The following is a 13930-nucleotide window of genomic DNA, read 5'->3' as shown; positions in this document are numbered from 1 at the left end:
AGGATGTTCAAAGCAGAACTCAAACAAAAGGCCAGCTTTCGCTGGCCTTTAACGTTTTGCTGCATCATCTACAGAGCGGTTGGCAACCTTCTGTATTAGTCTTCCAGATCACCACAAAAACGGTAGCCTTCGCCATGAATGGTCGCGATGATTTCCGGAGTATCTGGCGTCGCTTCGAAATGTTTACGGATGCGGCGAATGGTGACGTCAACAGTACGGTCATGCGGCTTCAGCTCGCGACCGGTCATTTTCTTTAGCAGGTCGCCACGGGTTTGGATTTTGCCCGGGTTTTCGCAGAAGTGCAGCATCGCGCGGAATTCGCTGCGCGGTAACTTGTATTGTTCGCCCTGCGGGCTGATCAGTGAACGGCTGTTGATGTCCAGTTCCCAACCATTGAATTTGTAGCTTTCGACCAGACGACGTTCTTCACCGGTCGTGCCCAGGTTCATCGTACGGGATAACAGATTGCGTGCGCGGATAGTCAGTTCGCGCGGGTTGAATGGCTTAGTGATGTAATCATCAGCGCCGATTTCCAGCCCCAGAATTTTGTCGACTTCGTTGTCGCGGCCCGTCAGGAACATCAGTGCAACGCTGGCTTGTTCGCGTAATTCGCGTGCCAGCAGCAGGCCATTTTTGCCTGGCAGGTTGATATCCATGATAACCAGATTGATGTCATTTTCGGACAGAATGTGGTGCATTTCAGCGCCATCATTGGCTTCATGCACCATGTAGCCTTCCGCTTCAAAAATGCTCTTTAACGTATTACGTGTCACTAACTCGTCTTCGACGATCAGAATGTGAGGGGTCTGCATGATTGCTACCTAAGATTGCCAACAAATAGAAAATAGGAGTACAGAAGTCCTTGTTATCCCGATGAATTTTGATGCCTTATTGGCCATCTCACTCGTTACATGACTAAAGTACGTAAACGCGTTCTCGATGCAATTTCCATCAACGGCAACAACATCGCAAGCTCGGTCAGGGATTCCACTTTCTGCAGTTCCACGGGGTTCTAAAGCGGCGAACATCCTAACCCTATTAACAGCAATATAACAGCGAGTGCCGAAATTACCACCCAACAAAATTACGGTTTGTTGACATATATCAAGTTCAATTGTAGCACGGTAACAGAACAGTGAAAAACACTTACAAGAATGCACGCTTGAGTCACATTTCGGCCTTTATTGTACACGATTCAGCAATTCATCAAGCAACGAAAGATAAATGCAAAATCTGTATGTATTCTTATTATATATCTTTATGAAAAATAATGATAAATTTTTCTTTAAAGTCGGCTTAACCGCACCAGCACCTTTTTTTCGTATCGGGTAAGCTTTTCCGATAAAATAAAAGAATATATTGAGCCGACTGTTAAGTTCTTGTGAAGAATATAAGCGATGAATAGTTTTGGAATCGGATAAAATTTCATCGCTGTAAAACAGGCGGCAATTTCATTCACTCTTTGCAGGGGCGCGACATGCAACTTCATATTATTTTAGTTTCTCCGGCCCGCCCGGAAAATGTCGGTGCGGCTGCCCGGGCAATGAAAACGATGGGCTTCGCGTCATTGCGCATTGTAGACAGCGAGGCGCATCTCAAACCGGAAGCCGGCTGGGTTGCGCACGGTTCGCAGGAAATCCTGCAAAATGCGCTGCATTTCAATACGCTCGCCGAAGCGCTGGCCGACATTGATTTTACCGTTGCCACCACCGCACGCAGCCGCGCGCGTTTTCACTATTACTGCACGCCGCAGGAATTGCAGGTTCAGCTCGAAGAGAAGAGCGACTGGATAAACCACGCGGCGCTGGTGTTCGGGCGCGAAGATTCCGGGCTGACGAATGAAGAGCTGGAACTTGCCGATGTTCTGACCGGCGTCCCGATGGTGGCAGATTACCCCTCGCTGAATCTGGGCCAGGCGGTGATGGTTTTCTGCTATCAGCTGTCAGCGCTGAATCAGGTGACGTCGGCGAAAGCGGAAAATGCGCAGGAAGGACAGTTGTCTGCGCTGCGTGGAAGAGTGGATCGTTTACTGGAAAATGTCGGTGCCGGAGACGACCAGAAACTGTCCGACTGGCTGCATCAGAGGCTCGGTCTTTTGCAGCAGCGTGACGCAGCAATGCTGCACACATTGCTGCATGACATCGAAAAAAAGCTGACCCAATGATCTGACGGGAATACCCGCTTCACTGGTGTGATCTTCGGTGTGAAGGAAACAGACCTGCGGATAACACTGAAAATGATTTTAATGGCAGCTCATTATCCATTTGATTCTGTCCGTGATTAACCGGGCAAAAACAGAAAAAAATTGACTTATTGCGCCTTATGCTTTAGCTAATAGAGGCAGACAGAGTACAAACCTAAAGACAGACAGAAAAATAAAATGCGAATCATCAGCCTGAACACAACAATTATTACCACCACCGATACCACAGGTAACGGGGCGGGCTGACGCGTACAGGAAAAAGAAAAAAAGCCCGCACCTAAACAGTGCGGGCTTTTTTTTTACATTTAAACGAGAGCTTCAGGAGAGAACCAGAAATGCGAGTGTTGAAATTTGGCGGGACCTCGGTAGCAAACGCAGAACGCTTCTTGCGGGTTGCGGACATTATGGAAAGCAATGCGCGTCAGGGACAGGTCGCGACGGTATTATCCGCGCCTGCCAAAATTACCAACTATCTGGTTGCCATGATTGAACGGACTGTCGCCGGACAAGACATCAAGACCATCATGAGCGACGCAGAAAACATTTTTGGTCAGTTGATTACCGGTCTGGCAGCACAGCAACCGGGCTTTGATTTGCCGAAAGTGAAAGCGTTTATTGATCAGGAATTCGCTCAGCTTAAACAGTTACTGCACGGCATCGCGCTGCTGGGGCAATGCCCGGACAGCGTGAACGCCTCAATTATCTGTCGTGGCGAAAAGCTCTCTATCGCCATTATGGAGGCCGTTTTCATCGCGAAAGGGTTTGGCGTCACCGTCATTAATCCTGTCGAAAAGCTGCTGGCTCAGGGCCACTATCTTGAATCCACTGTCGATATCAACGAATCCACCCGCCGTATTGCCGCCAGCGCCATTCCTGCCGATCACATTGTGCTGATGGCCGGTTTCACTGCCGGTAACGAAAAAGGCGAACTGGTGGTGCTGGGCCGCAACGGTTCCGACTATTCAGCCGCCGTACTGGCCGCCTGTTTGCGCGCTGACTGCTGTGAAATCTGGACTGACGTCGACGGCGTTTATACCTGCGACCCGCGCACTGTGCCCGATGCCCGCTTGCTGAAATCGATGTCCTATCAGGAAGCCATGGAGCTTTCGTATTTTGGCGCGAAAGTCCTTCACCCGCGTACCATCCTGCCGATTGCCCAGTTCCAGATCCCTTGCCTGATTAAAAACACCACTAACCCGCAGGCGCCGGGAACCCTGATCGGCAGTGAAAGTCTTGATGACAGCACGCCGGTAAAAGGCATCACCAATCTGAATAACATGGCGATGATCAACGTTTCCGGCCCCGGGATGAAAGGGATGATCGGCATGGCGGCGCGCGTTTTTGCAGTGATGTCGCGCTCCGGGATTTCCGTTGTGCTGATCACCCAGTCTTCGTCTGAATACAGCATCAGCTTCTGCGTGCCGCAAAGTGAGCTGGTTCGCGCACGTAAGGCGCTGGAAGATGAGTTCTATCTTGAGCTGAAAGATGGTCTGCTTGAGCCGCTGGACGTTATGGAAAAACTGGCCGTGATTTCTGTGGTCGGCGACGGCATGCGTACACTGCGCGGAATCTCGGCGAAATTCTTCTCCGCACTGGCGCGCGCCAATATCAATATCGTCGCCATCGCGCAGGGTTCTTCTGAGCGTTCCATTTCCGTTGTGGTGAATAACGAAGATGCCACTACCGGTGTCCGCGTCAGCCACCAGATGTTGTTCAACACCGATCAGGTTATCGAAGTCTTTCTGATTGGTGTCGGCGGTGTGGGCGGGGCGTTGATTGAACAGATCCGCCGTCAGCAGGCCTGGCTGAAAACCAAACATATCGATCTGCGCGTTTGCGGTATTGCCAATTCCCGCGCGTTGCTCACCAACGTTCACGGCATTCCGCTGGATACCTGGCAGGACGAACTGGGCGCGGCGAAAGAGCCTCTGAATCTGGGCCGTCTGATCCGCCTGGTGAAGGAATACCATCTGCTGAACCCGGTGATTGTTGACTGTACTTCCAGCCAGGAAGTGGCGGATCAATATGCCGACTTCCTGGCCGATGGTTTCCACGTCGTCACGCCGAACAAAAAGGCCAATACCTCATCGATGAATTATTACCATCAGCTGCGTAAAGCGGCAGATGGTTCGCGTCGCAAATTCCTGTACGACACCAACGTCGGCGCCGGTTTGCCGGTTATCGAGAACCTGCAAAACCTGCTGAATGCGGGCGATGAACTGCTGCGTTTCTCCGGGATCCTCTCCGGATCGCTGTCCTTCATTTTCGGTAAGCTGGACGAAGGCATGTCACTGTCTGCCGCCACCTTGCAGGCGCGCGAGATGGGCTACACCGAGCCGGATCCGCGTGATGATCTGTCGGGTATGGACGTCGCCCGTAAGTTACTTATTCTGGCGCGTGAAGCCGGTTATAAGCTGGAATTATCGGATATCGATGTGGAATCTGTTTTGCCTGCATCGTTTGATTCCTCGGGCAATGTAAATGAATTTGTGGCACGACTGCCGGGACTGGACGCCGAATTTGCTCAGCGCGTTGCGGATGCGACGGCAGCGGGTAAAGTATTGCGCTACGTCGGTGCTATCGAAGAAGGGCGCTGCAAGGTAAAAATTGACGCTGTCGATGGTAATGACCCGCTTTATAAAGTAAAAAATGGTGAGAATGCGCTGGCGTTTTACAGCCGCTATTATCAGCCGTTACCGCTGGTGTTGCGCGGTTATGGTGCCGGTAATGATGTGACGGCGGCGGGTGTGTTTGCCGATCTTTTGAGAACGCTGTCATGGAAGTTAGGAGTTTAATATGGTTAAGGTGTATGCCCCGGCTTCAATTGGGAACGTCAGCGTAGGTTTTGACGTTCTGGGCGCCGCAGTGTCTCCGGTGGATGGCACGCTTCTGGGTGATTGTGTATCGGTAGAAGCCGCCACAAAATTCAGCCTGAAAAACGAAGGCAAGTTTGTTTCCAAACTGCCTGACCGGATGGAAGACAACATCGTTTATCAGTGCTGGCAGCGTTTCTGTCAGGAAATCGGCAAAGATGTGCCGGTGGCTATGACGCTTGAAAAAAATATGCCGATCGGCTCCGGATTAGGTTCCAGCGCCTGTTCGGTGGTTGCCGGTCTGATGGCAATGAACGAATTCTGCGGCAAGCCGCTCAGCGACAACAAAATGCTGGAGCTGATGGGCGAGCTGGAAGGGCGAATTTCTGGCAGTGTGCACTTTGATAACGTCGCACCATGCTATCTGGGTGGCATCCAGCTGATGCTCGAAGAGCTGGATATCATCAGCCAGAACGTGCCAAGTTTTGACGACTGGCTGTGGGTGATGGCGTATCCGGGCATCAAAGTATCGACGGCGGAAGCACGCGCGATTTTACCGGCGCAGTATCGCCGCCAGGATTGCATCAGCCACGGGCGTTATCTGGCGGGCTTTATTCATGCGTGCCACACACAGCAGCCGGCGCTGGCCGCGAAGCTGATGAGAGATGTGATCGCCGAACCTTACCGCACACGTCTTCTGCCGGGTTTTGCCGAAGCACGCAGCGCGGCCGAAGAAATCGGTGCGCTGGCTTGCGGGATTTCCGGTTCCGGCCCGACGCTGTTTGCCGTCTGCAATGACAGCGCAACGGCGAAACGTATGGCCGACTGGTTGCAGACACACTATCTGCAAAATGACGAAGGCTTTGTTCATATTTGTCGTCTGGATACCGCTGGCGCGCGGGTATTGGGATAACTCGATAATCGACTGGGATAACTAATGAAACTGTACAACCTGAAGGATCACAACGAGCAAGTGAGTTTTGCGCAGGCCGTCAAACAAGGTCTGGGCAAACAACAGGGATTATTCTTCCCGCTCGACCTGCCGGAGTTTGAGCTGACTGAAATTGACCGCCTGCTGGATCTGGATTTCGTCACCCGCAGCACGCGCATTCTTTCTGCTTTCATCGGCGATGAAATTCCTGAAGATGAATTGCATCAGCGCGTGAAAAACGCGTTTGCCTTCCCGGCGCCTGTCGCAAAAGTGGAAGACGATATTGCCTGTCTGGAGCTGTTCCACGGCCCGACCCTGGCATTTAAAGATTTCGGTGGCCGATTCATGGCGCAGATCCTGACGCAGGTTTCTGGCGATCAGCCGGTCACGATCGTGACCGCAACATCCGGTGATACCGGTGCTGCTGTGGCGCACGCTTTCCACGGTCTGAAAAACGTTCGTGTAGTGATCCTGTATCCGCGTGGCAAAATCAGCCCGCTTCAGGAAAAATTGTTCTGTACTCTCGGTGGCAATATTCACACCGTGGCTATCGATGGCGATTTCGATGCCTGTCAGGCGCTGGTCAAACAGGCGTTTGATGATGAAGAACTGAAACATGCCCTGAAGCTCAATTCCGCGAACTCCATCAACATCAGCCGTCTGCTGGCGCAGATTTGCTATTACTTCGAAGCCGTGGCACAACTGCCTCAGGAAGCCCGTAATCAGCTGGTAGTTTCTGTACCAAGCGGCAACTTTGGTGATCTGACTGCCGGTTTGCTGGCGAAATCTCTCGGTCTGCCGGTGAAGCGTTTTATAGCTGCCACCAACGCCAATGACACCGTGCCGCGTTTCCTGAGCAATGGCGAATGGGAACCGAAGAAAACCGTTGCGACATTGTCGAACGCCATGGACGTCAGCCAGCCAAACAACTGGCCGCGCGTGGAAGAACTGTATCGCCGTAAAACCTGGCAGCTGAAAGATCTGGGCTTCGGCGCGGTCAGTGACGACACCACCGAAGACGCGATGCGCGAGCTGGCGAATATCGGATATATCTCTGAACCTCACGCGGCGATTGCTTACCGGGTACTGCGTGACCAGTTGCAACCGGGCGAATTCGGCCTGTTCATCGGCACCGCGCATCCGGCAAAATTCAAAGAGAGCGTGGAAGCGATTTTGGATCAGGACATCGGTTTGCCGAAAGAACTGGCAGATCGTGCAGACCTGCCATTGTTGTCGCACAATCTCCCGGCTGACTTCAGCGAAATGCGTGCATTCCTGATGGCGCTGCCTGAATAAATACGCTGATTCACAAATGCAAAAGCCCTCTTCGTGAGGGCTTTTTTATGTTTACGACTCAGTAAACTCAGCGTTCAGGGCGGGTAAATACCAGTTCATTGCCCTGTGAACGTGATTCATCAAATTCGTAACCTTCCAGATTGAAATCCTGAAGTTGTTTCGGCTTATCCAGACGCTCTTTGATAATGAAGCGGCTCATCAGGCCACGTGCTTTTTTGGCATAGAAGCTGATGACTTTGTATTTGCCGTTTTTCTCATCGAGGAATACCGGCTTTATGATTTCGCCATTCAGCAGTTTAGGTTTTACCGCTTTGAAGTATTCATCGGATGCCAGATTTACCAGCACTTTGCTTTTTTGTTCGCTGAGCAACAGGTTGAGTTTCTCAGTCAGTAAATCGCCCCAAAAAGCATACAGATTCATGCCCTGCGGGTTTTCCAGACGGATACCCATTTCAAGACGATACGGCATCATCAAATCCAGCGGACGCAGCAGGCCGTATAAACCGGACAACATGCGCAGATGTTTTTGGGCAAAATCGAAATCTTTCTCGCTGAAATCTTCCGCCTGCAGGCCGGTATACACATCACCTTTAAAGGCCAGAAGCGCCTGACGGGCATTTTTCGGCGTGAAATCCGGCTGCCAGTCATTGAAGCGTTCGGCGTTCAGGTGGGCCAGTTTATCGCTGATCCCCATCAGTGAAGAGATCTGCGCAGGCGACATTTTACGCGCCACGGTGATCAACTGAGCCGATTTATCCAGCAACTCAGGTTGGGTATAGCGCGTTGTCGCAAGCGGGCTTTCGTAATCGAGCGTTTTGGCAGGTGAAATAATGGTCAGCATGGTCTCGTCCGTTGGTCAGTGACGCTTTAAATTTGGGATTTTTTCGTTGCACTACTGTAGCAAAAAAGCCGCCGCGGGGGAGCCATGATATCGATAGGTAAAAGCTTAACTGTCAGCGCCGGGACGTTTTTTTATCCCAAATTCCCGGCTCCAGCTGGTCGCGTAATTCCGGGAAATGGTCGGGATTAAAAACCGGTGTTTTCCCCATACGTTGCTGGCGTTCGTAGTCTTTCACCACTTTGACCGCCACGCCCGAAAGCAGCAGCAGTGCGGTCAGGTTCAGTATTGCCATCAGCGCCATGAAGATATCCGCCAGTTTCCAGACGATATGCAGTTCCATCAGACAGCCGCAGAACACCATCCCGATGACCATCAGGCGGAAAATCAGCAATTTATACGGCGCGGCGCGGTGAACGAAACTCAGATTGTTTTCCGCATACGCGTAGTTGCCTGAGATAGAAGTAAAGGCGAAGGAAAACACCAGCACGGCCAGTGCGATGTGGCTCCACCCGCCCGTTGCGGGCGTGATGGCCTGCTGTAATAAGCGGATACCAAAAGGCGCGTCCGGATGATCAAGCACGCCTGACGTCAGCACAATCAGCGCCGTGGCGGTGCAAATCACCACGGTATCGATAAAGACGGCAAACATCTGGTTGAAGCCCATGGTGGCGGGGTGGGTGACCGACGCCATCGCCGCCGCGTTTGGTGACGAACCGACGCCCGCTTCGCTCGCAAAAACGCCGCGCTGCATTCCCTGAGTGATGGCCTGCGTGACGCCATAAGCCAGAGCGCCGGAGGCCGCTTCCTGTAAGCCGAAAGCGCTTTTGAAGACCAGCGCAATCACCTGCGGCAATTTTTCGATGTTATGACCGATGACCCAGATCGCCAGCAGCAGGTACGCAATGGCCGTCAGCGGAACCATCCATTTGGACAGCCAGATAACAGAACGTATACCGCCAAAAATCAGCAGAGCGGTCATCGTAGCCAGAATAGCGGCGGTGGTCAGATGGGGAACATGTAGCAAATGAAAGGAGGCCTGAGCAATGGAATTAGCCTGTAACGCACTGAAAACAAAGCCGCAGGAGACAACCATCAGGAAGGAAAACAGAATGCCCATCCACCGCATGCCCAGCCCTTTCTCCATGTAATCTGCCGGTCCGCCGCGAAATTTACCGCGTTCGCCCGCGCCTTTGTATATCTGTGCCAGCGTGTTTTCAATCAGGGCCGTTGCCATGCTGAAAACGGCGATGACCCACATCCAGAAAATCGCGCCGGGTCCTCCGAGGGTAATGGCTATCGCCACGCCGGTCAGGTTACCGGTACCAATACGTGAGGATAAACTCAGGCACAGCGAGCCCCAGGGTGACATTCCTCGTGGATCGCGGCCAGTCGTAAAAAGGGCAGGGGAAAACAGATGTCTGAAACGACGGAACTGGATGAAACTCAGGCGCATGGTGAGGTAAATGCCGGTGCCAAACAGCAGGTAAATCAGGATGGAACTCCAGAGAATGGTGTCAAAAAAATCCAGCAGATCATTCATGAATTATCCTTGGTTGATAAACCCTTCATTTTTTTAGTTGTTCGCTCTGAGGGCTATGACCACTTTGGTTGGCTAACATACCTTTTTTATTGAAACGGGGACATATGCAAATTGGCTGATTTTGTGTGTTTTGGAAGGTGAGAAATCCATAGATGTTCGTAGCCGAGCATGCCGTGATAAGCGCCTTGCGCGTGGCTTTTTGCATGTTATCATCAGCCAAAGGCAAGGCATGAAAATGCCTATACGAAAACGTCCAAACGATGAGATATGCCAAAATGACCGATAAACTGACTTCCCTACGCCAAATGACTCAGGTTGTTGCTGACACCGGAGATATCGCGGCAATGAAGTTGTACCAGCCGCAGGATGCGACCACTAACCCGTCACTGATCCTCAGCGCTGCGCAAATTCCTGAATACCGTAAACTGATCGACGAAGCAATCGCCTGGGCACGTGACCAGAGCAGTGATCACGATCAGCAGATTACTGATGCAGCTGACAAACTGGCAGTGAACATCGGTCTGGAAATCCTGAAACTTGTCCCGGGCCGTATTTCAACAGAAGTAGATGCCCGTCTGTCTTACGACACAGACGCGAGCGTGGCAAAAGCGAAACGCCTGATCAAACTGTACAACGATGCGGGCATCAGTAATGACCGTATCCTGATCAAATTGGCTTCTACCTGGCAGGGTATCCGAGCAGCGGAAAAACTGGAAAAAGAAGGCATCAACTGTAACCTGACGCTGCTGTTCTCCTTCGCTCAGGCACGTGCATGTGCAGAAGCCGGTGTGTTCCTGATTTCTCCATTCGTTGGCCGTATCCTCGACTGGTACAAAGCCAATGGCGACAAAAAAGAGTTCGCACCGAATGAAGATCCGGGCGTTGTGTCTGTGACCGAAATTTACGAATACTACAAACAACACGGCTACGAAACTGTCGTGATGGGCGCAAGCTTCCGTAACATCGGCGAAATCATTGAACTGGCCGGCTGTGACCGACTGACTATCGCCCCTGCGCTGCTTAAAGAGCTGGCTGAAAGCGAAGGTCCGCTGGAGCGCAAACTGTCCTTCTCCGGTGAAACCAAACCGCGTCCTGCACCACTGACTGAACCTCAGTTCTACTGGGAACACAACCAGGATCCAATGGCTGTCGACAAACTGGCGGACGGTATCCGTAAGTTTGCTGTTGACCAGGGTAAACTGGAAAAAATGATCTCTGATCTGCTGTAATTAGCACTCAGTTTCGACAAAAAGCGGCTAATCAGCCGCTTTTTTTGTGTCTGCGATAAAACCCCGTGCCGTTATCGATATAATGAGGCTTATTGAAAGCAGATTTTGTCACGGAGAAATGGCATGGATAAATTGCGAATTGGTCTGGTATCGGTGTCAGACCGTGCGTCGGGTGGGGTGTATCAGGACAAAGGTATTCCGGCGCTGGAAGAATGGCTGGAGAAAGCGCTCATCACGCCCTTTAAGCTCGAAACCCGGCTTATTCCGGATGAACAACCTCTGATTGAACAGGCGATCAGCGAGCTGGTCGATGAAAGCGGCTGTAATCTGGTGCTGACTACCGGCGGAACCGGCCCGGCGCGCCGTGATGTGACACCGGACGCCACGCTGGCCATCGCCGATCGTGAGATGCCGGGCTTTGGTGAACAGATGCGTCAGATCAGCCTGCACTTTGTCCCGACGGCAATTTTATCGCGTCAGGTCGGCGTGATCCGCAAACAGGCGCTGATCCTCAACTTACCGGGACAGCCCAAATCTATTCAGGAAACGCTGGAAGGGCTGAAAGACGCGGAAGGCAAAGTGATCGTTTCCGGTATTTTCGCCAGCGTGCCTTACTGCATCCAGTTGCTCGACGGGCCGTATATTGAAACGCACGACCATGTGGTAGCAGCATTTCGTCCAAAAAGTGCCCGTCGCGACACAAAAAACTGAATACGCTTTGTTTTTGAAATAAGATTCAGGCGCTCTGGTGTGAAAAATATTTGCCGCTATAGTAATAATTACTTTACAGAAAGCGGCAAAAACCGTTTCCATTTTCACTCTGGCGTTACACGGACTCTTATGCAACACGCACAATCGCGCCGGCTGAACCGGCAGGACTTCAAAACGCTTTCCCTGGCTGCGCTGGGCGGCGCCCTCGAATTCTACGATTTCATCATTTTCGTCTTCTTCGCTGCGGTTATTGGCGACCTTTTCTTCCCGGCTGATATGCCCGACTGGCTGCGTCAGGTTCAGACGTTTGGCATTTTTGCCGCCGGTTATCTGGCGCGGCCGCTGGGCGGCATTATCATGGCGCACTTTGGGGATCTGGTTGGCCGCAAACGGATGTTCAGCCTGAGTATTCTGCTGATGGCGTTACCGACGCTGGCGATGGGGCTCCTGCCGACGTACGCTTCGATCGGCATTGCCGCACCGTTATTGCTGTTACTGATGCGTATTTTGCAGGGCGCAGCGATCGGCGGCGAAGTGCCGGGAGCCTGGGTTTTTGTGGCGGAACATGTCCCGCGTAACCGTATTGGTTTTGCCTGCGGAACGCTGACAGCTGGCCTGACAATGGGTATCCTGCTGGGTTCTCTTGTGGCAACTTTACTGAACACCAGTATGGCGCCTGCCGCGATCAGCCAGTATGGCTGGCGCATTCCCTTCTTTATCGGTGGGATCTTCGGGTTAATCGCCCTGTATCTGCGCCGCTGGTTGCAGGAAACGCCGGTCTTTATCGAGATGAAAGCCCACAAAGCGCTGGCCGAAGAATTGCCGCTGAAGGCCGTTGTCGCGAATCATAAAAAAGAAATCGTGGTGTCGATGCTGATGACATGGCTGCTGTCCGCGGGGATCGTAGTCGTTATTCTGATGACGCCAACGTGGCTGCAAAAACAGTTTGGTATTCCGGCGGCAGCGGCGTTGCAGGCAAACTGCCTCGCCACTGTTGCGCTGATGTTCGGCTGCATTATTTCGGGCAGTGTTGTGGATCGTCTGGGCGCCAGTAAGACGTTTATTATCGGCAGCCTCTTCCTCGGTATTTGCAGTTGGTCTTTCTATCATATGGTTGCGGCTGACCCGTCTGTGCTGATGGGAATGTACGCGCTGGCCGGTTTAAGCGTGGGCGTGGTTGGCGCGGTGCCGTATGTGATGGTGCGGGCTTTCCCGGCGGAAGTGCGGTTTACCGGGATTTCTTTCTCTTACAATGTGGCTTATGCCATTTTTGGTGGCCTGACGCCGGTGTTCGTGACGCTTATCATGCGTCTGACACCTATGGCACCGGCTTATTACGTGCTGGCATTGTCCGTGATTGGTTTACTGACCGGCATTTATCTCAGCCGTGATCTGAACAGTGAAACCGCCCGCGAAGCTAAATTTGCAGAGCGCGCCGCTTCCGGCCAGTAAGTTTCTTAAACTCATTTTTGGCGCAAAAAAAAGCCCCGTTCATCGGGGCTTTTTCATCTGATACGTCGTGCGTTATGCCGTAACCGCATTCACATCGCGAGCGTGGCTTTTCGGTTCGCCAATCGGCAAAACGGTGCGGCCATACTGCTCGTTGAGCACTTCGGCCATCGCCAGATAAATCGCGCTGGCGCCACAGAAGATACCTTCAAAACCTGCAAAATGCAGAACTGCTGTATTGCCGGTCATGTTGCCGAAACACAGCAGGGCAAACAAAATAGTCAGGCTGCCGAAAACGACCTGTAAACCACGGTTTGCTTTCAACGTGCCAAAAAACATAAAGAGAGTGAAAACGCCCCAGATGCCCAGATAAGCGCCCAGGAAACTTTCGCTGCTGGCATCGGCCATGCCCATGCGTGGCAGCATCAGAATACCGACCAGGCTCAGCCAGAACGCACCGTAGGAGGTAAACGCCGTGGTGCCGAAGGTATTCCCTTTTTTAAATTCCATCATCCCTGCAAGAATTTGAATCAAACCACCATAAAAAATTCCCATGCTGACAATAACAGCGGTCAGCGGGAAAAATCCTGCGTTGTGTAAATTCAACAAGATAGTAGTCATACCAAATCCCATTAACCCGAGCGGGCCTGGATTTGCCAACGTTTTGGTCTGCATAGATCCTCTGTATCAGAATTATTATTAATTGATAATCGGGGGAAGAAACGCTTGGGAAATGGGTAAAAAAGCCGCATATCTTTAGAAGCGCGCGGCATCATAAGGAGGGTTGCGTCAGTAAACATTGATCTGGCGTAACAGCAATTGAAGATTTTTTTTCACTTTGCCCCTTGATGCTGAGCGTCATGGCCCCATCTTATCCTCAACCGCAGTTGTTACCGTCGGTAAAACCGTAATATGGG

At 52.0% G+C, this 13930-nt stretch carries 12 protein-coding genes and 1 other annotated feature; of the genes, 8 read left to right on the top strand and 4 right to left on the bottom strand.

The annotated features are described in order from the left end of the window. Window positions 1-95: 95 nt before the first annotated feature. Window positions 96-812 (bottom strand): two-component system response regulator ArcA, encoded by a 717-nt coding sequence (arcA, locus tag M2403_RS13115; RefSeq protein ID WP_013577079.1) that lies wholly within the window; start codon window positions 810-812, stop codon window positions 96-98. A gap of 665 nt (window positions 813-1477) precedes the next feature. On the opposite strand from arcA, the gene M2403_RS13110 reads away from it, so the two are divergent. From M2403_RS13110 to thrC, 5 genes are all read left to right on the top strand, one after another. Beyond that, window positions 1478-2164 carry a tRNA/rRNA methyltransferase gene (locus M2403_RS13110; RefSeq protein WP_152325189.1) on the top strand — a complete coding sequence of 229 codons (687 nt, stop codon included), beginning with the start codon at window positions 1478-1480 and terminating at the stop codon, window positions 2162-2164. Between the two features lie 216 nt (window positions 2165-2380). Beyond that, a complete protein-coding gene (gene thrL / locus M2403_RS13105) occupies window positions 2381-2449 on the top strand; it encodes a thr operon leader peptide (protein ID WP_071823645.1) in 69 nt (22 codons plus the stop codon). After that, window positions 2388-2504: a sequence feature (Thr leader region), on the top strand. Its footprint overlaps the gene before it by 62 nt. A gap of 34 nt (window positions 2505-2538) precedes the next feature. Then, the gene (gene thrA / locus M2403_RS13100) at window positions 2539-4998 is read left to right on the top strand and encodes a bifunctional aspartate kinase/homoserine dehydrogenase I (RefSeq protein WP_259229455.1); all 2460 of its coding nucleotides are present in this window, start codon (window positions 2539-2541) and stop codon (window positions 4996-4998) included. A gap of 1 nt (window position 4999) precedes the next feature. Next, a complete protein-coding gene (gene thrB / locus M2403_RS13095; RefSeq protein WP_259229454.1) occupies window positions 5000-5929 on the top strand; it encodes a homoserine kinase in 930 nt (309 codons plus the stop codon). Between the two features lie 24 nt (window positions 5930-5953). Continuing rightward, on the top strand, window positions 5954-7243 hold the full coding sequence (thrC, locus tag M2403_RS13090) for a threonine synthase (RefSeq protein WP_259229453.1): 1290 nt from the start codon (window positions 5954-5956) through the stop codon (window positions 7241-7243). 67 nt (window positions 7244-7310) lie between these two features. Here the strand turns inward: thrC and yaaA are convergent, their stop codons facing one another. Next, the gene (gene yaaA / locus M2403_RS13085) at window positions 7311-8084 is read right to left on the bottom strand and encodes a peroxide stress protein YaaA (protein WP_152325185.1); all 774 of its coding nucleotides are present in this window, start codon (window positions 8082-8084) and stop codon (window positions 7311-7313) included. A gap of 112 nt (window positions 8085-8196) precedes the next feature. Further along, window positions 8197-9624, bottom strand: coding sequence for a sodium:alanine symporter family protein (locus tag M2403_RS13080; RefSeq protein ID WP_259229452.1), 1428 nt, complete (start codon window positions 9622-9624; stop codon window positions 8197-8199). A gap of 275 nt (window positions 9625-9899) precedes the next feature. Here M2403_RS13080 and tal point away from each other — a divergent pair, with 275 nt between their 5' ends. The 3 genes from tal (at window position 9900) to M2403_RS13065 (ending at window position 13016) form a co-directional block, all read left to right on the top strand. Further along, window positions 9900-10853, top strand: coding sequence for a transaldolase (tal, locus tag M2403_RS13075; RefSeq protein WP_259229450.1), 954 nt, complete (start codon window positions 9900-9902; stop codon window positions 10851-10853). Between the two features lie 123 nt (window positions 10854-10976). Further along, a complete protein-coding gene (gene mog / locus M2403_RS13070; RefSeq protein ID WP_259229448.1) occupies window positions 10977-11564 on the top strand; it encodes a molybdopterin adenylyltransferase in 588 nt (195 codons plus the stop codon). A 129-nt stretch (window positions 11565-11693) separates the two neighbouring features. Continuing rightward, complete coding sequence (locus tag M2403_RS13065; protein ID WP_259229447.1) at window positions 11694-13016, top strand: MFS transporter; 1323 nt, start codon at window positions 11694-11696, stop codon at window positions 13014-13016. 72 nt (window positions 13017-13088) lie between these two features. Here M2403_RS13065 and satP read toward each other — a convergent pair whose 3' ends face one another. After that, a complete protein-coding gene (satP, locus tag M2403_RS13060) occupies window positions 13089-13688 on the bottom strand; it encodes an acetate uptake transporter (RefSeq protein WP_104923390.1) in 600 nt (199 codons plus the stop codon). Window positions 13689-13930 lie beyond the last annotated feature (242 nt).

This window comes from Rahnella sp. BIGb0603, assembly GCF_024808755.1.
GTDB lineage: Bacteria > Pseudomonadota > Gammaproteobacteria > Enterobacterales > Enterobacteriaceae > Rahnella > Rahnella contaminans.
The sequence above is the reverse complement of the archived record's forward strand: the minus strand, read 5'-3'. Positions and strand labels throughout refer to the sequence as shown.

Bases quoted from the DNA above. Each gene is read 5' to 3' on its own strand.
- arcA (WP_013577079.1), bottom strand. From the start codon at position 812: ATGCAGACCCCTCACATTCTGATCGTCGAAGACGAGTTAGTGACACGT.
- M2403_RS13110 (WP_152325189.1), top strand. From the start codon at position 1,478: ATGCAACTTCATATTATTTTAGTTTCTCCGGCCCGCCCGGAAAATGTC.
- thrA (WP_259229455.1), top strand. From the start codon at position 2,539: ATGCGAGTGTTGAAATTTGGCGGGACCTCGGTAGCAAACGCAGAACGC.
- thrB (WP_259229454.1), top strand. From the start codon at position 5,000: ATGGTTAAGGTGTATGCCCCGGCTTCAATTGGGAACGTCAGCGTAGGT.
- thrC (WP_259229453.1), top strand. From the start codon at position 5,954: ATGAAACTGTACAACCTGAAGGATCACAACGAGCAAGTGAGTTTTGCG.
- yaaA (WP_152325185.1), bottom strand. From the start codon at position 8,084: ATGCTGACCATTATTTCACCTGCCAAAACGCTCGATTACGAAAGCCCG.
- M2403_RS13080 (WP_259229452.1), bottom strand. From the start codon at position 9,624: ATGAATGATCTGCTGGATTTTTTTGACACCATTCTCTGGAGTTCCATC.
- tal (WP_259229450.1), top strand. From the start codon at position 9,900: ATGACCGATAAACTGACTTCCCTACGCCAAATGACTCAGGTTGTTGCT.
- mog (WP_259229448.1), top strand. From the start codon at position 10,977: ATGGATAAATTGCGAATTGGTCTGGTATCGGTGTCAGACCGTGCGTCG.
- M2403_RS13065 (WP_259229447.1), top strand. From the start codon at position 11,694: ATGCAACACGCACAATCGCGCCGGCTGAACCGGCAGGACTTCAAAACG.
- satP (WP_104923390.1), bottom strand. From the start codon at position 13,688: ATGCAGACCAAAACGTTGGCAAATCCAGGCCCGCTCGGGTTAATGGGA.